The sequence below is a fragment of the Serratia sp. JKS000199 genome (genome assembly GCF_900215455.1).
GTDB classification, from domain to species: Bacteria; Pseudomonadota; Gammaproteobacteria; order Enterobacterales; family Enterobacteriaceae; genus Serratia; species Serratia ureilytica.
Genome location: NZ_LT907843.1, coordinates 3,692,914 through 3,709,528, shown reverse-complemented (window position 1 = coordinate 3,709,528; position 16,615 = coordinate 3,692,914). Strand labels below are relative to the sequence as shown.

The window sequence follows — 16,615 nt, the reverse complement described above, 5'->3', positions numbered from 1 at the left end:
ATCAGTTGCGGAATGGGTTGCCGCTGTGGCGAGCCGGTTGGCTGGTGGTAACGGCCGGCGCGGATGCGCGAGTGGCCGCCGGTGCCGGCGCCGCAGTCTGTTGCATCGGCGCATTGTCCTGATAACCGTCCGCATAGGCGTCCTGCGCGCGGTTTTGCGGTGCGACGGCGTCAGGCGCGGTCGATACCGGCTTGCCCAACGCGCCGTTCAGCAGCAGCAGATCGTTCTGGTTCAGCGTGCCGAGCGCCGACTTGATGTTCAGCTGGTTGATCAAATAGGTATAACGCGCGTCGGACAGCTGACGTTTGGCGTTATACAGCGTGGTGGTGGCGTCCAGCACATCGACGATGGTGCGGGTACCGACCTGATAACCGGCTTCCATCGCGTCCAGGGAGCTCTGCGCGGAGATCACCGCCTGTTTGTAGGCGTTGATGCTGCTGATCGAAGCGTTAACGTTGTTGAACGATGAACGCACGGTCTGCACCACGCTGCGGTGAGCGCTTTCCAGCTGTTCGCTGGCGCCGACGAAGCCGTACTGCGCTTGTTTAACCTGCGAGTTGGTCGCGCCGCCGCTGTACAGCGGCAGGTTGAAGCTGATGCCCACTTTATTTTGGCCCGCATCGGAGTCGCTGTAGCGTGCGGCATTCGCGCCGCCGGTGTTTGAGCCGTTATATTTGGTATTGCTGATGCCGGTTGACGCGCTGACGTCAATCGTCGGCATATAGCCGGTCTGTGCGGCGCGGATCTGTTCGCGCGCCAGATCTTGGCTCAGGCGGGCGGACAGCAGGCTCAGGTTGCGCGCCTCCGCTTCTTTCAGCAGGTTGTTCACCGCTTCCGGGCGCTGGGTGCTGAAGCGATCGGTGTTCAGCGAGGCCAGCTCCGGGTAGAAGGCCCCGGTCACCTGGCGCAGCGTTTCCAGCGCGTTATCCAGATCGTTGCGGGCGGAGACTTCGGCCGCCAGCACGGTGTCATAGTTCGAGCGGGCGTTCTGCACGTCGGTGATCGCCACCAGGCCCACGTTGAAGCGTTGGGTGGTTTGATCCAGCGTGCGGTACACCGCGTCTTTCTGCGCCTGGGTGTACGACAGCGTGTCGATCGCCTTCAGCACGTTAAAGTAGGCGGTGGCGGTGTTGAGAATCAGCGACTGCTCTGCGGTCTGGAAGGTGACGTCGGAGATGCCGGCGCTCTTTTCCTGCAGCGTCAGCTGGCGCCATTTCGACATGTCGAAGAGGGTCTGCGTCAATGCCAGCGAACCGCTGGTGACGTTGCTGTTAACGCCATTGCTGTCACGATAACCGTTGGTGTAATCGTAACCTGCGGTTAAACCGAGCTGCGGCAGCAGCGGGCTGCGCGCTTCATTGATCTTTTCGAATGCGGCGTCGCGGTCAGCAGCACTTTTGCGCAGATCCGGGTTACTTTCCCTGGCCTGTTTGTAGACCTGCAGCAGGTTCTCTGCCTGGCTCATTGCACTGAAGCCGCCCAGGCTCAGTCCGATAAGAAGGGGGAGCAGTTTCTTCATTTGCATTCCTTGTTGTGCAGCAATATTGCTATGTTAGCGCTGACGATAGACGAAATAGTTGCCGATTCTAGCAGAGTCTGCGGTACGCATCAGGTGGCTGAATGTGCCATCTCACGTAACTTTTACCTTTCAGACCGCCCATTTACCTTGGCGTACTGCCCGGGCCGACTGCAGCTGATATTATGGCTGACAATCAGGATTGTTTCCCGCTATTACCCGCGAGCGCACAAACGCGCCGCGTCCGGCGGCGAAAAACAGCCTAACATAAAGCGGCGGCGGTGAGACCCGCTGTTTCTGTCATCAAAACCGTTTATTTTATCGGCATACTCACGCAGGAGAATTCGCGCATGAACCGTTCGCAGCCGTCACCCGTCACCTTCGATAAAAAAGATGTAGAAATTATTGCACGCGAGACGCTGTACCGTGGTTTTTTTTCACTCAATTTATACCGGTTTCGCCATCGCTTGTTCAATGGCGAAATGAGTCCTGAAATCACGCGTGAAATTTTCGAGCGCGGCCATGCGGCGGTGCTGCTGCCCTACGACCCGGTGCGCGATGAAGTGGTGCTGATTGAACAACTGCGCATCGCCGCGGTCGATACCAGTAATTCGCCCTGGCTGCTGGAAATGGTGGCGGGTATGATCGAAACCGGCGAAAGCGTCGAAGACGTGTGCCGCCGCGAAGCGCAGGAAGAAGCCGGCGTGGTGGTCGGGCGCTGCAAGCCGGTGCTGAGCTATCTGGCCAGCCCCGGCGGCACCAGCGAACGCTTGTCGATCATGGTCGGCGAGGTGGACGCCGGCACCGCCGAAGGCATCCACGGCCTGGCGGAAGAGCATGAAGATATTCGCGTCCATGTGGTCAGCCGCGAGCAGGCTTACCGCTGGGTGGAAGAGGGCGCGATCGATAACGCCGCATCAGTGATTGCATTGCAATGGCTGGCGTTGCACCATGAATCGTTGAGAAAAGAGTGGGCCAACTAATGAAACAGCGCTATACCCCTGATTTCCCCGAAATGATGAGATTGTGCGAAACCAACTTCGCGCAATTGCGCCGCTTGCTGCCGCGCAACGACGAAGCGGGCGAAACGGTGACTTATCAGGTGAACGGCGCTAGCTATCGTTTGACCATTGTTGAGTCCACGCGTTACACGTCGCTGGTGGAGATCGAGCAGATCTTTCCGGCGGTCAGCTACTGGAGCCTGCCCGCGATGACGGTGCGGTTATACCATGACGCCATGGTTGCGGAAGTGTGTTCCAGTCAGCAGATCTACCGCTTTAAAGCGCGTTATGATTATCCTAATAAAAAGTTGCATCAACGCGACGAAAAGCATCAAATTAACCAGTTTCTTGCTGATTGGCTGCGCTACTGTTTGGCGCATGGAGCGATGGCGGTTCCGGTTTGTTAGACAGACTGAAATAACAAAGGACACCATTTGGAAAGCCTGTTTAAACTGCCCGTGGCGAGTGGGGCCGCGGTCAGGATTCTACAAATAACAGATACCCACCTTTTTGCCGGCGAACACGAGACGTTGCTCGGCATCAATACCTATCGCAGCTATCACGCGGTGCTGGACGCCATTCAGGCGCAGCGCCGCGATGTCGATTTGATCGTCGCCACGGGAGATTTGGCGCAGGATCATTCGCAGGAGGCGTACCGCCACTTCGCCGCCGGCATCGCGCAACTGCCGGCCCCGTGCGTGTGGCTGCCGGGCAACCACGATTTCCAACCGGCGATGGTCGACGCGTTGGCCGCCGCCGGCATCGCCCCTTCCAAGCAGGTGCTGCTGGGCGATAACTGGCAGGTGCTGATGTTGGACAGTCAGGTGTTCGGCGTACCGCACGGCGAGCTGAGCGAATACCAGCTCGAGTGGATGGAGCGCTGCCTGCAGGCGCACCCCGAGCGTTACACGCTGTTGCTGCTGCACCACCATCCGCTGCCTTCCGGCTGCACCTGGCTCGATCAGCACAGCCTGCGCAACCCGCATATGCTGGGCGCGATCCTGTTGCGCTACCCGAAGGTGAATACCGTGGTGTGCGGTCATATTCACCAGGATCTGGATCTGGAATGGCAGGGCCGGCGTCTGTTGGCGACGCCGTCCACCTGCGTGCAATTCAAGCCGCACTGCACTAACTTTACCATCGACGACGTCTCCCCCGGCTGGCGTTACCTCGATCTGCTGCCGGACGGCCGCGTCGAGACGCAGGTGTTCCGCCTGGAAAACGACGATTTCCGCCCCGATATGGACTCGGATGGATACTGATGCCTTCGACACTGCTCTACCTGCACGGTTTCAACAGCTCGCCGCAGTCGGCCAAGGCGGTGGCCTTCAAGGCCTGGCTGGCCGAACACCATCCCGCTATCGAGATGCTGGTGCCGCAGTTGCCGGCCTTTCCGGCGGAGGCCGCCGAAATGCTGGAAAATCTGGTGCTGGAACGCGCCGGACAAACGCTCGGATTGGTGGGGTCCTCGCTGGGCGGCTATTACGCCACCTGGCTGTCGCAGTGTTTTTCGCTGCCGGCGGTGGTGGTCAACCCGGCGGTCAAGCCGTTTGAGCTGCTGGTCGACTATCTCGGCGCCAACGAGAACCCCTACACCGGCCAGCAATATGTGTTAGAGTCTCGTCACGTTTACGATCTGAAAGTGATGCAGATCGATCCTTTGGAGTCGCCGGATTTAATCTGGCTGCTGCAGCAAACGGGCGATGAAATTCTCGATTACGGCCAGGCAGTGGCGTATTACACCGCGTGTCGGCAAACGGTGGAGTCGGGTGGAAACCACGCCTTCGTCGGTTTCGAGCACTACTTCCCCCAGATTGTGGATTTTTTAGGGCTAAACGCGGTCTGACGGACCGTTCCGGCACCTCCCTTTAACCACGAAAAAATAATCAACGATGACTCAATCCAGCTATAACGCTGATGCCATTGAAGTACTCAGCGGTCTAGAACCAGTGCGCCGTCGTCCCGGCATGTATACCGACACGACGCGCCCAAACCACCTCGGCCAAGAGGTGATCGATAACAGCGTCGACGAAGCGTTGGCCGGACATGCCAAGCGTATCGACGTGATCCTGCACGCCGATCAGTCGCTGGAAGTGATCGACGACGGCCGCGGCATGCCGGTGGACATCCACCCGGAAGAGGGCGTGCCGGCGGTTGAGTTGATCCTGTGCCGACTGCACGCCGGCGGTAAATTCTCGAATAAAAACTACCAGTTCTCCGGCGGCCTGCACGGCGTTGGGATCTCGGTGGTCAACGCCCTGTCGAAGCGGGTGGAAGTCAACGTGCGCCGCGACGGCAACGTCTACGGCATCGCCTTCGAAAACGGCGACAAAGTGCAAGATCTGACGGTGACCGGCACCTGCGGCAAACGCAACACCGGCACCAGCGTGCACTTCTGGCCGGACGAACAGTTCTTCGACAGCCCGCGTTTCTCGGTATCGCGCCTCACTCACCTGCTGAAAGCCAAAGCGGTGCTGTGCCCCGGCGTTGAGATCTATTTCATCGACAAGGTGAACAACACCGAGCAGCGCTGGTGCTACCAGGACGGCCTGACCGACTACCTGATGGAAGCGGTTAACGGCCTGATCACCCTGCCGGAAGCGCCGTTCGTCGGCAATTTCGCCGGTGATACCGAAGCGGTGGACTGGGCGCTGCTGTGGCTGCCGGAAGGCGGCGAGCTGCTGACCGAAAGCTACGTCAACCTGATCCCGACCATGCAGGGCGGCACCCACGTCAACGGTCTGCGTCAGGGGCTGCTGGACGCGATGCGCGAGTTTTGCGAATTCCGCAACATCCTGCCGCGCGGCGTGAAGCTGTCGGCGGAGGATATTTGGGATCGCTGCGCTTACGTGCTGTCGGTGAAGATGCAGGATCCGCAGTTCGCCGGGCAGACCAAAGAGCGTCTCTCTTCGCGTCAGTGCGCGGCCTTCGTTTCCGGCGTGGTGAAAGATGCCTTCAGCCTGTGGCTGAACCAGAACGTTCAGGCGGCGGAACAGCTGGCCGAGCTGGCGATTTCCAGCGCCCAACGCCGTCTGCGCGCCGCCAAGAAAGTGGTGCGCAAGAAGCTGACCAGCGGGCCGGCGCTGCCGGGCAAGCTGGCGGACTGCACCTCGCAGGATCTGGCCATGACCGAACTGTTCCTGGTGGAAGGGGACTCCGCGGGCGGATCGGCCAAGCAGGCGCGCGATCGCGAATATCAGGCGATCATGCCGCTGAAGGGCAAGATCCTGAATACCTGGGAAGTCTCCTCGGACGAAGTGCTGGCCTCGCAGGAAGTGCATGACATTTCCGTGGCGATCGGCATCGATCCGGACAGCGAAGATCTCAGCCAGTTGCGCTACGGCAAAATCTGCATCCTGGCGGATGCGGACTCCGACGGCCTGCACATCGCTACGCTGCTGTGCGCGCTGTTCGTGCGCCACTTCCGTTCGCTGGTGAAAGGCGGGCACGTTTATGTGGCCATGCCGCCGCTGTACCGCATCGATCTCGGTAAAGAGGTGTTCTACGCGCTGGATGAAGAAGAGAAAGCCGGCGTGCTGGAACAGCTGAAGCGCAAGAAAGGCAAGCCGAACGTCCAGCGCTTTAAAGGGCTGGGCGAGATGAACCCGCTGCAGCTGCGCGAAACCACCCTCGATCCGAACACCCGCCGTCTGGTGCAATTGACGGTCGCGGAAGATGATGTCGATCAGACGCTGGCGGTGATGGACATGCTGTTGGCCAAGAAGCGTTCGGAAGATCGCCGCAACTGGCTGCAAGACAAGGGCGACATGGCCGAATTGGCGGTCTGAGCCTGACCCTGGCCCGGTGAAATGCCGGGCCGGCTTTCCCGCAGGGCGTTCATGCGGCGCCCGATAACCTGGGCCGGAATGCATGAAGATCACGCTCGAAGAATTGCTGGCGTTCACTTCGGTGGTCGACAGCGGTTCCATCACCGCCGCCGCCGATCGGCTCGGCCAGACGACTTCCGGCATCAGCCGCGCGCTCAGCCGCCTGGAGAATAAGCTCGATACCACCCTGATGCGCCGCACTACGCGTCGCCTGGAGCTGACCGAAGAGGGGCAAAGCTTCCTGAGCCATGCGCGTACGATCATCAACTCGGTGGAAAATGCCGAAGAACAAATGGCGGTGCGCCGGCAGATGCCGGCCGGGCGACTGCGGATCAATGCGGCTGCGCCTTTTATGGAGCACGTCATCGTGCCGCTGGTGGCGGGGTTCAGGGAACGTTATCCGCAAATTTCGCTCGAGCTGAACACCGACAATCTGATCATCGATCTGCTGGAAAAACGCACGGATATCGCCATTCGCATCGGCGCGTTGCGCGATTCGACCATTCATGCGCGCGCGCTGGGCGCCAGCCGGTTGCGCATCCTCGCCAGCCCGGCTTATCTGCAGCAGCACGGCACGCCGCAGAGCGTGGAGGCGTTGCACCGGCATTGTCTGCTCGGTTTTACCCAACCGGAATCGCTGAACCAATGGCCGTTGCGCTATCGCCAGGCGCCGCATTTCGCCATCACGCCGACGATCTCGGCGTCCAGCGGTGAAACGCTGCGGCAATTGGCGCTGCGGGGCGAGGGGATCGTACAGCTGGCAGACTTTATGACCCGGCGCGATCGGGAAGCGGGCAAGTTGGTGACGTTGCTGGAGCAGGAGACGCTGGACGTGCGCCAGCCGATTAATGCGGTGTATTACCGCAATACGCAATTGGCGGCGCGCATCACCTGTTTTCTTGACTACGTCAGCGCGCACATCGACGCGCAGACGTTATAAGGCGGAGCTTACAGGATAAGGCGGAGCTTACAGGGCGTTTTCCAGGATGTAGATCTCGGTGTCCAGCACGCTGTCTTTGAGGGTGTCGCGGTGTTTGAGCATGTGCTCAATGGCCAGATGTTTTTCCAGATGCGCCATGCTTTCCCATTTCTCCAGCATGAACACCGAATCCGGCGACCGCTTCTGCCACGGCGCCTGGGTATTGCTGTCGACCATCGGCGTGTATTCGCCGCAACCCTCTTCCGCCAGCACCAGCGGCACCAGCTTTTCAATGGCTTGCAGTACGGTGGCGCGGTGGCCGGGTTTCACTTTGATTTCTGCGATTACGGTGATCATGCTTACCTCGTTGATGAGTATGTTCTGCGTCAGTTAAGCAAAATTTTTCGCCAGATGCTCGCGATAACGTGCGATGTCCGCTTCGATATCCGGTTGTTTTATCACGTCATTGCAGATAAAGGTCGGCAGCGCTTCCATTCCCAGGAACTGGTTGGCCTTGTGGAAGTGCAGGTAAACGCCGTCGACGCCGACGCCGTGGAAGAACTGATCGGGATCGGTGAAGGCCTCCAGCGGGGCGTTCCAGGTCAGGCTCAGCAGGTATTTTTTGCCCTGGATCAGGCCGCCGGAGCCATATTTTTTGCTTTCGTCAGAACGAGAGCGGCCGTCGCTGGCATACAGGCTGCCGTGACCGGCGGTGAACACTTCATCGATGTATTTTTTCAGGATCCAGGGTTCGCCCATCCACCAGCCCGGCATCTGGTAGATGACCGCGTCGGCCCACAGGTATTTCTTTACCTCGGCTTCGATGTCATAACCGTCGTCAACCACGGTGACCTGCACATCGTGCTGCAGATCGCGCAGGAAGCTTTCCGCCACGTCGCTCAGGGTTTGGTTGAGTTCGCCGTTGGAATGGCCGAATTGTTTTTTAGCGTTGATAATCAGGATATTGCTCATCTTTCGCGGCTCCCGTCAGAGTTAAGATATGGCATGCTTCCCGCCGAAAAGGCGGAAACCATCTCGCTGGCGACGAGTGTAATCGTTAGGCAGGCAAGTAAAAATGCGATCCAGCGCACAACAGTGTTGACTGCCAGTCAATAAACGGGCCGCCAGACAGCGAAATTTTGCATAAACCGCAGCGCGCAACCGGCCGCCGCCGGCGATCCTTGCGCCAACTGTGACAGCCACCCTGCAGATGGGTTACTATCGCGGGCAGAATCGACAAGCGATGCCTTTTGTCGTCCAAGGGATTGCCAAGCCACGGTCTGAGGATAATTGAGTAATGAGTGATCTGACTCATGACGGTGTAGAGCGTTTACCGCTGCACACATTCACTGAAAACGCCTATCTGAACTATTCCATGTACGTCATCATGGATCGGGCGTTGCCGTACATTGGCGACGGTTTGAAGCCGGTACAACGCCGCATCATCTACGCCATGTCTGAACTGGGGCTGACCAACAGCGCCAAATTCAAGAAGTCCGCCCGCACCGTGGGCGACGTGCTGGGTAAATATCACCCGCACGGCGACAGCGCGTGTTATGAAGCCATGGTGCTGATGGCGCAGCCGTTCTCGTATCGCTATCCGCTGGTGGACGGCCAGGGGAACTGGGGGGCGCCGGACGATCCCAAGTCGTTCGCGGCGATGCGTTATACCGAATCGCGCCTGTCCAAATACGCCGAGGTCTTGCTGGCCGAGCTGGGCCAGGGCACGGTCGACTGGATCCCGAACTTTGACGGCACGCTACAAGAGCCGAAGATGCTGCCGGCGCGCCTGCCGAACATCCTGCTGAACGGCACCACCGGCATCGCGGTTGGCATGGCGACCGACATTCCGCCGCACAACGTGCGCGAAGTCGCCGCCGCCGCGGTGGCACTGCTCGACAAGCCGGGCGCCTCGCTCGATGACCTGCTCGAGTTCGTGCAGGGGCCGGACTTCCCGACCGAAGCCGAGATCATCACCCCGCGCGATGAAATTCGCAAAATTTACCAGAGCGGCCGCGGCTCGGTGCGCATGCGCGCCGTGTGGAAGAAAGAGGATGGCAGCGCGGTGATCACCGCCTTGCCGCATCAGGTTTCCGGCGCCAAGGTGCTGGAGCAGATAGCCAGCCAGATGCGCGCCAAGAAGCTGCCGATGGTCGAAGACCTGCGCGACGAATCCGATCACGAGAACCCGACGCGTCTGGTGATCGTGCCACGTTCCAACCGCATCGATCTGGAGCAGGTGATGAATCACCTGTTCGCCACCACCGATCTGGAGCGCAGCTACCGCATCAACATGAACATGATCGGTCTGGACAACCGCCCGCAGGTGAAAGGGCTGGTGGAGATCCTCACCGAATGGCTGGCCTACCGTCGCGATACGGTGCGTCGCCGCCTGAACTACCGCCTCGAGAAGGTGCTCAAGCGCCTGCATATCCTCGAAGGTTTGCTGGTGGCGTTCCTCAACATCGACGAGGTGATCCACATCATCCGCAGCGAGGATGAGCCGAAGCCGGTGCTGATGCAGCGTTTCGGCATCTCCGATACTCAGGCGGAAGCGATCCTCGAGCTGAAACTGCGTCACCTGGCCAAGCTGGAAGAGGTCAAGATCCGCGGCGAGCAGGACGAACTGGCGAAAGAGCGCGATCAGCTGCAGGCGCTGCTGGCGTCCGAACGCAAGCTGAATACGCTGATTAAGAAAGAGATCCAGGCCGATGCGCAGACCTACGGCGACGATCGCCGTTCGCCGCTGACCGAGCGCGCGGAAGCCAAGGCGATGAGCGAGCATGACTTCGTGCCGTCCGAACCGGTGACCATCGTGCTGTCTGAAATGGGCTGGGTGCGCAGCGCCAAGGGCCATGACATCGATCCGACCGGGTTGAGCTACAAGGCCGGCGACAGCTTCCGCGGCGCGGCGCGCGGCAAGAGCAATCAGCCGGTGGTATTTATCGACTCTACCGGGCGCAGCTATGCGCTCGATCCGATGACGCTGCCTTCGGCGCGCGGGCAGGGCGAGCCGCTGACCGGCAAGCTGACGCCGCCGCCGGGCGCCACCATCGAGCAGGTGCTGATGGCGGCCGACGATCAGAAGCTGCTGATGGCGTCTGACGCCGGTTACGGTTTCGTCTGCACCTTTAACGATCTGGTGGCGCGCAACCGCGCCGGCAAGGTGATGATCACGCTGCCGGACAACGCCAGAGCGCTGCCGCCGATGGAGATCCACGGCGCAGACGATATGCTGCTGTCGATCACCGCCGCCGGGCGCATGCTGATGTTCCCGGTCGCCGATCTGCCGCAGCTGTCGAAGGGCAAGGGCAACAAGATCGTCTCCATTCCGGCGGCGCAGGCCGCCGCCGGTGAAGACAAGCTGGCCTGGCTGTTCGTGCTGCCGCCGCAGGCGTCTGTCACGCTGCACGTCGGCAAACGCAAGCTGACGCTGCGTCCGGAAGATCTGCAGAAGTTCCGTGCGGAACGCGGCCGCAAGGGCACCCAACTGCCGCGCGGCCTGCAGCGCATCGATCGCGTCGAAGTGGATGCGCCGGTGCGGGCGTCGGGTGGCGACAGCGAAGAGTAAGCGTTGGCACCAGCGTTAACGGGCGGTCGCAGCATGCTGTGGCCGCCTTATTTATTTTTGCTGGCGTTTATTTTCCAAATAGTTAACATTTCTGCGCATAAAATTATTGTGCGTACTGCCGCCTGGCGGGAAAATAGCGAGAAATGCAGGCGACATAGGCGTGCTTTCCGCTTGGTCGGCAAATAATGAGTAAAGGAATCTGCGCAGCGAAGTAAACTGCGTTGGCAGTGTGCTAATGAGGTTGTTATGTTATTGATTTTGCGTGCCGTTCTCGCCACTCTTTTCTGTATTCTGGTGTGTATTTTCGGTTCGGTTTATTGCTTGTTCAGTCCGCGTAATCCTCGCCATGTGGCGACCTTCGGCCATCTTTTCGGTCGTCTGTCGACGCTGTTCGGCATCAAGGTTGAAACCCGCGTGCCGGCCGATGCGGCCAACAACGGCAACTGCATCTATATCGCCAACCACCAAAATAACTACGACATGGTGACGGCCTCTAATATCGTGCAGCCGCGCACCGTGACGGTCGGTAAAAAAAGTCTGGTGTGGATCCCGTTTTTCGGCCCGCTGTATTGGCTGACCGGTAATCTGCTGATAGATCGTGATAATCGCGCCAAGGCGCACGGCACCATCGCCCAGGTGGCGGAGCAGTTCAAGAAGAAAGACATTTCGATCTGGATGTTCCCGGAAGGGACCCGCAGCCGCGGCCGTGGGCTGATGCCGTTTAAAACCGGCGCGTTCCACGCGGCCATCGCCGCCGGCGTGCCGATTGTGCCTATCTGCGTATCCACCACCAGCGGTAATATAAATCTTAATCGCTGGAATAACGGCCATGTGATCGTCGAGATGTTGGCGCCGGTGGATACCAGCAAATACGGCAAAGAAAACGTGCGCGAGCTGGCGGCCCATTGCCGCGAGCTGATGGAGGCGAAAATCGCCGAATTGGACGCCGAAGTCGCCCAGCGCAACGCCGCCAAAAAATAAGAGTCTACCGGCTTCAAAGAAGAGTTTTTTAATTGGCGTTCAGCGCCGTTAACGCCTGAGCGCCTGCTAATCTTGATTGGCGGGCGTTTGGGTTTTGCACACGGTTTAGTTATTGCTTTTCATGGAGAAAATATGTCACTCAGTCGACGTCAGTTTTTACAGGCATCGGGCCTGGCGCTGTGCGCGGGCGCCGTGCCGCTGAGGGCTGAGGCGAGCGGAACGCAGACCCCATTACCCATTCCCCCGCTGCTGGAGTCTCGCCGCGGTCAGCCGCTGTTCCTGACCTTGCAGCGCGCCCACTGGGCGTTTATGGATAACCGCAAAGCGGCGGTGTGGGGCATCAACGGCATGTACCTGGGGCCGACGGTGCGGGTTTACAGCGGCGACGACGTCAAACTGATCTACAGCAACCGCCTGCAGGAGCCGGTGGCGATGACCATCAGCGGTCTGCAGGTGCCGGGCACGCTGATGGGCGGCGCGCCGCGCATGATGTCGCCCAACGTCGACTGGTCGCCGGTGCTGCCCATTCGTCAGGCGGCGGCTACCTGCTGGTACCACGCCAACACGCCAAACCGCATGGCGCCGCATGTGTATAACGGGCTGGCCGGATTGTGGCTGGTGGAGGATGCCGTCAGCAAAGCGCTGCCGCTGCCCAACCACTACGGCGTCGACGATTTCCCGCTGATCATTCAGGACAAACGCTTCGATAACTTCGGCACGCCGCAATACGATGCGCCGTCGCAGGGCGGCTTCGTCGGCGATACGCTGTTGGTCAACGGCGTGCAAAACCCGTATGTCGACGTGTCGCGCGGCTGGGTGCGTTTGCGTTTGCTCAACGCCTCCAACGCGCGGCGTTATACCCTGCAGCTCAGCGACGGGCGGCCGTTCAACGTGATCGCCAGCGATCAGGGCTTCCTGCCTGCGCCGGTTGCGGTGCAGCAGCTGTCGTTGGCGCCGGGCGAGCGCCGGGAAGTGCTGATCGACATGTCGAAGGGCGACGAGGTGACCATCACCGCCGGTGAAGCGGCGGGCATCATGGATCGCCTGCGCGGCCTGTTCGAGCCGTCGAGCATTCTGGTGTCCACCCAGGTGCTGACGCTGCGCCCGACCGGCCTGCTGCCGCTGGTGACCGACAACCTGCCGATGCGCCTGCTGGCGGATCAGCTGTTGGACGGCAGCGCCAGCCGCACCCGCGATTTCCGCCTGGGCGACGGCGGCGTCGGCATCAACGGCGCAATTTGGGACATGAACCGCATCGACGTACAGGCGCAGCAAGGCACCTGGGAACGCTGGAACATTCATGCGGATACGCCGCAGTCGTTCCATATTCAGGGCGTGCAGTTCCTGATTAAACGCGTCAACGGCGCGCAGCCGATGGCGGAAGATCGCGGCTGGAAGGATACCGTCTGGGTCGATGGCGACGTCGAGCTGCTGGTGTATTTCAACCAATCCACCTCCGAACACTTCCCGTTCCTGTATTACAGCCAGACGCTGGAGATGGCCGATCGCGGCACCGCCGGCCAGCTGATGGTGCAGCCGACGATGTAACCCGCTCTGCGGGCCGCTTAGGGCGCCCGCAGCATCGCCAAAAAAGCCTGCACCACCGGCGTGACGCTGTCGGTACGGTATACCGCATACAGATCCGCCGGGGGCGCCTGCTGCAGCGAGCAAAACCGCACGCCGGGCCACGGGATGCGGCCGTAGCTGTCCGGCAGCAGCGTAATGCCGCAGCCTTCCGCCACCAGCGCCAGCAGGGTTTGCGGTTCATTGACCTGATAAGCGACGTCCGGCAAAAATCCCTGCTGCAGACACAGATTGTGCAGATACAGCCCCAGGCTGGCCTCATGCGGCGGCAGCACGATGAAGCTGTCGTTCTGCAGCGCCGCCAGCGGAATGTTTTCCTGCTGCGCCAGCGGATGATCAAGCGGCAGCACCACGGCGATGCTTTCGCACGCCAACCGTTGGCAGGTCAACCCCGGCAGCGTCTGTTGCTGCGCCTCTCGCCAGACCCCGATGTCGATATGCCGCTTTTGCAGCGCGATGATTTGCTGGCTGGGCGTGAGCTCGTTCACCGACCAGGTGACGCCGGCGCTCCGCTCGCTGAATCGCCGCAGCGCCGCAATCAAGCCGCCCCAGGCCGAGGTGCCGACCATGCCGACCACCATGTGGCCGCCTTCGCCGCGCCCCATTTGTTGCACCTGATGCAGCGCGCTGTCGGCCTGATCCAGCAGCCGCTCGACGTTGCGCAGCAGCGTGCGGCCAGCCGGCGTCAGCGTCATGGAGCGGGTGGTGCGTTTGAACAGTACCACGCCGAGCTGGCTCTCCAGTTCCTTGATGTGCTTGCTGAGCGGCGGCTGTGACATATTCAACCGCCGCGCCGCCTGAGTGAAATTCATCTCTTCCGCCACCACGCGGAAATAGTGCAGTAGGCGGAAGTTAATCCGACCGGGATCGGGCAGGGCATGGGGCGGGTTCATCCGGGGTATCGCCTCCTGTGACGCAGCTCAACTTATAGATAAATGGAATAAATCGGCCGCCAAGAATGTATTGGCCTCGGCCGCGCCTCGCTCTCTACTATGGGGCTTATTGTCCCCCGCTTAAAGAGAGAATACGATGTTTAATCAAGAAGATGCTTTTATCTGCGCCGATGTTGTCCGCGCACGTCTGCCGGGTTTTCAGCCGAAAGCGGCCTTGATTCTCGGCTCTGGGCTCGGCGCTCTGGCGGAGGTGATGACTGAAACCGTCACCCTCGATTACGCGGCGCTGCCGGGCTTCCCGGTGAGCGGCGTCGTCGGCCACGCCGGGCAACTGGTCGCCGGCAAGCTGGAGGGCGTGCCGGTCTTGTGCATGAAAGGGCGCGGCCACTTCTATGAAGGGCGCGGCATGCAGGTGATGACCACCGCAGTGCGCACCTTCAAACTGCTGGGCTGCGAATTCCTGTTGGCGACCAACGCCGCCGGTTCGCTGCGCCGCTCGGTAGCGCCGGGCAGCCTGGTGGCCATTACCGATCATATCAATTTCATGCCGGAATCGCCGCTGGTCGGCGCCAACGACGAGCGCTTCGGGCCGCGCTTCTTCAGCCTGGCGAACGCCTACGATCGCGATCTGCGCGCCCAACTGGCGGCGGTGGCCGAAAGCGCGGGCATCCCGCTGGCGGAAGGGGTGTTCGCCGCTTACACCGGGCCGAACTTCGAAACGCCGGCGGAGATCCGCATGATGCAGACCCTCGGCTGCGACGTCGTGGGCATGTCGATCGTGCCGGAAGTCCTGACGGCGCGCCACTGCGGTCTCAAGGTGCTGGTGGTGTCCGCGATGACCAACTACGCCGAAGGGCTGTCGGATACGCCTCTTTCTCACGAACAAACGCTCAGCTGCGCGGCGCTGGCGGCGGACGATTTCATGCGCCTTATCCGCGAGCTGTTCAAAACGCTGTGACACCGTAAGCAAACCGGCGGCGGGCTGCAGTGGGCCCGCCGCACCAATCATCGTTGAAAGCATAATAACAAGGTGATGGCGATGGCGATAAAAACACGATTGAAGGTGATGATTTTCCTGCAGTTCTTTATCTGGGGCGCCTGGCTGGTGACGCTGGGCTCCTATATGATCAACACGCTGCATTTCAGCGGCATGCAGGTGGGAATGGTTTACAGCGCCAAGGGGATCGCGGCGCTGATCATGCCGGGCCTGGCGGGCATCATCGCCGACCGTTGGATGAGGGCCAACTACCTGTATGCGCTTTGCCACCTGCTCGGGGCGCTGGCGCTGTACTGTGCGGCGCAGGTTGAGCAACCGATGCTGATGTTCTGGGTAATGCTGTTCAACGCGATGGTCTATATGCCGACCATCGCGCTCTCCAACGCCATTTCCTATTTTTGCCTGGAGAAGCACGGCTTTGACACGGTAAAGGACTTTCCGCCGGTGCGGGTGTACGGCACCGTGGGATTCATTCTGGCAATGTGGCTGGTCGGTTTCAGCCAAATCGAGCTCAGTAATCTGCAGCTGTATCTGGCTTCTGCGGCGTCGCTGCTGCTGTCCGCCTATTCGCTGACGCTGCCGCGTTGCCCGACCAACCGCGCGGCCGAGTCGAAGCGCTGGGTGAGCGTGCTGGGGCTGGATGCGCTGGTGCTGTTTCGCCAGCGGCGCATGGCGCTGTTTTTCCTGTTCGCCATGTTGCTCGGCGCGGCGCTGCAGATAACCAACACCTTCGGCAACCCGTTCCTGCACGATCTGTCGCTCAATCCGCTGTATCAGGACAGCCTCAGCGTCCGGTATCCGGCGGTGCTGCTGTCGCTGTCGCAGATCTCTGAAGTGTTCTTTATCCTCACCATTCCCTTTTTCCTGCGCCGTTACGGCATCAAGCAGGTGATGCTGATCAGCATGGCGGCCTGGACGCTGCGTTTCCTGTTCCTGGCCTACGGCACACCGGTCGGTTTTGGTTTCGTGCTGCTGCTGTTGTCGATGATCGTTTACGGTTGCGCGTTCGACTTCTTTAATATTTCCGGCGCCATTTTCGTCGAGAAGGAGGCCGATCACCGCATCCGCGCCAGCGCGCAGGGGCTGTTCATGACCATGGTCAACGGTCTGGGCGCCTATGTGGGGGCGCTCGCCAGCGGCGAAGTGGTGGATTTCTTCAGCCATGACGGCGTGAAAGACTGGCAGAGCATCTGGCTGGTGTTTGCGCTGTATACGCTGGTGCTGGGGATTGTGTTCGCGTTGAGCTTCAACTATCGCCACTCGCCGCAGGAGAGTGCGGCGGCGGCGCAGTAAGGCTGAGGGCGCTGGATGGTGGCGCCCTGAAAC

General features: G+C 60.5%; 15 protein-coding genes. 11 read left to right on the top strand and 4 right to left on the bottom strand.

Translation table 11 applies throughout. The features are described 5' to 3' along the window. Position 1: 1 nt before the first annotated feature. A complete protein-coding gene (hasF, locus tag CPH57_RS17640) occupies positions 2 to 1,519 on the bottom strand; it encodes a multidrug efflux transporter outer membrane subunit HasF (protein WP_046687823.1) in 1,518 nt (505 codons plus the stop codon). A gap of 347 nt (positions 1,520 to 1,866) precedes the next feature. On the opposite strand from hasF, the gene nudF reads away from it, so the two are divergent. The 6 genes from nudF (at position 1,867) to CPH57_RS17610 (ending at position 7,284) form a co-directional block, all read left to right on the top strand. Beyond that, positions 1,867 to 2,499 (top strand): ADP-ribose diphosphatase, encoded by a 633-nt coding sequence (gene nudF, locus CPH57_RS17635; RefSeq protein ID WP_004937242.1) that lies wholly within the window; start codon positions 1,867 to 1,869, stop codon positions 2,497 to 2,499. Then, positions 2,499 to 2,924: a DUF1249 family protein gene (locus CPH57_RS17630; RefSeq protein WP_033651295.1), complete on the top strand. Its 426-nt coding sequence runs from the start codon at positions 2,499 to 2,501 to the stop codon at positions 2,922 to 2,924. The genes nudF and CPH57_RS17630 overlap by 1 nt, the downstream gene beginning before the upstream one ends. 27 nt (positions 2,925 to 2,951) lie before the next feature. Continuing rightward, the gene (gene cpdA, locus CPH57_RS17625) at positions 2,952 to 3,779 is read left to right on the top strand and encodes a 3',5'-cyclic-AMP phosphodiesterase (protein ID WP_004937250.1); all 828 of its coding nucleotides are present in this window, start codon (positions 2,952 to 2,954) and stop codon (positions 3,777 to 3,779) included. After that, entirely contained in the window at positions 3,779 to 4,363 is a 585-nt protein-coding gene (gene yqiA / locus CPH57_RS17620) for an esterase YqiA (protein ID WP_004937252.1), read from the top strand. Before cpdA ends, yqiA begins: the two co-directional genes overlap by 1 nt. A 46-nt stretch (positions 4,364 to 4,409) precedes the next feature. Next, positions 4,410 to 6,305, top strand: a complete 1,896-nt coding sequence (gene parE, locus CPH57_RS17615) for a DNA topoisomerase IV subunit B (RefSeq protein WP_025304305.1) — start codon at positions 4,410 to 4,412, stop codon at positions 6,303 to 6,305. Between the two features lie 82 nt (positions 6,306 to 6,387). After that, positions 6,388 to 7,284: a LysR substrate-binding domain-containing protein gene (locus CPH57_RS17610; protein WP_046687822.1), complete on the top strand. Its 897-nt coding sequence runs from the start codon at positions 6,388 to 6,390 to the stop codon at positions 7,282 to 7,284. 27 nt (positions 7,285 to 7,311) lie between these two features. Here CPH57_RS17610 and CPH57_RS17605 read toward each other — a convergent pair whose 3' ends face one another. Together CPH57_RS17605 and CPH57_RS17600 are read right to left on the bottom strand one after the other, a co-directional pair. After that, entirely contained in the window at positions 7,312 to 7,620 is a 309-nt protein-coding gene (locus CPH57_RS17605) for a putative quinol monooxygenase (protein ID WP_033644613.1), read from the bottom strand. A gap of 33 nt (positions 7,621 to 7,653) precedes the next feature. Further along, positions 7,654 to 8,235: an NAD(P)H-dependent oxidoreductase gene (locus tag CPH57_RS17600; RefSeq protein ID WP_046687821.1), complete on the bottom strand. Its 582-nt coding sequence runs from the start codon at positions 8,233 to 8,235 to the stop codon at positions 7,654 to 7,656. A 325-nt stretch (positions 8,236 to 8,560) separates the two neighbouring features. Between CPH57_RS17600 and parC the strand changes: the two genes are divergently transcribed. The 3 genes from parC to ftsP all read left to right on the top strand — a co-directional run bounded on the left by parC (position 8,561) and on the right by ftsP (position 13,363). Further along, entirely contained in the window at positions 8,561 to 10,834 is a 2,274-nt protein-coding gene (parC, locus tag CPH57_RS17595) for a DNA topoisomerase IV subunit A (RefSeq protein ID WP_004937261.1), read from the top strand. Positions 10,835 to 11,080: 246 nt separating this feature from the next. Further along, positions 11,081 to 11,815 carry a 1-acylglycerol-3-phosphate O-acyltransferase gene (locus CPH57_RS17590; RefSeq protein WP_004937266.1) on the top strand — a complete coding sequence of 245 codons (735 nt, stop codon included), beginning with the start codon at positions 11,081 to 11,083 and terminating at the stop codon, positions 11,813 to 11,815. A gap of 132 nt (positions 11,816 to 11,947) precedes the next feature. Beyond that, a complete protein-coding gene (gene ftsP, locus CPH57_RS17585; protein ID WP_033644615.1) occupies positions 11,948 to 13,363 on the top strand; it encodes a cell division protein FtsP in 1,416 nt (471 codons plus the stop codon). Positions 13,364 to 13,380: 17 nt separating this feature from the next. Here ftsP and CPH57_RS17580 read toward each other — a convergent pair whose 3' ends face one another. Continuing rightward, positions 13,381 to 14,292 (bottom strand): LysR family transcriptional regulator, encoded by a 912-nt coding sequence (locus CPH57_RS17580; protein WP_060660234.1) that lies wholly within the window; start codon positions 14,290 to 14,292, stop codon positions 13,381 to 13,383. A 136-nt stretch (positions 14,293 to 14,428) separates the two neighbouring features. On the opposite strand from CPH57_RS17580, the gene xapA reads away from it, so the two are divergent. Together xapA and CPH57_RS17570 are read left to right on the top strand one after the other, a co-directional pair. Then, a complete protein-coding gene (gene xapA, locus CPH57_RS17575) occupies positions 14,429 to 15,250 on the top strand; it encodes a xanthosine phosphorylase (RefSeq protein ID WP_060660235.1) in 822 nt (273 codons plus the stop codon). Positions 15,251 to 15,331: 81 nt separating this feature from the next. After that, positions 15,332 to 16,582, top strand: a complete 1,251-nt coding sequence (locus CPH57_RS17570) for a nucleoside permease (RefSeq protein ID WP_033651349.1) — start codon at positions 15,332 to 15,334, stop codon at positions 16,580 to 16,582. Positions 16,583 to 16,615 lie beyond the last annotated feature (33 nt).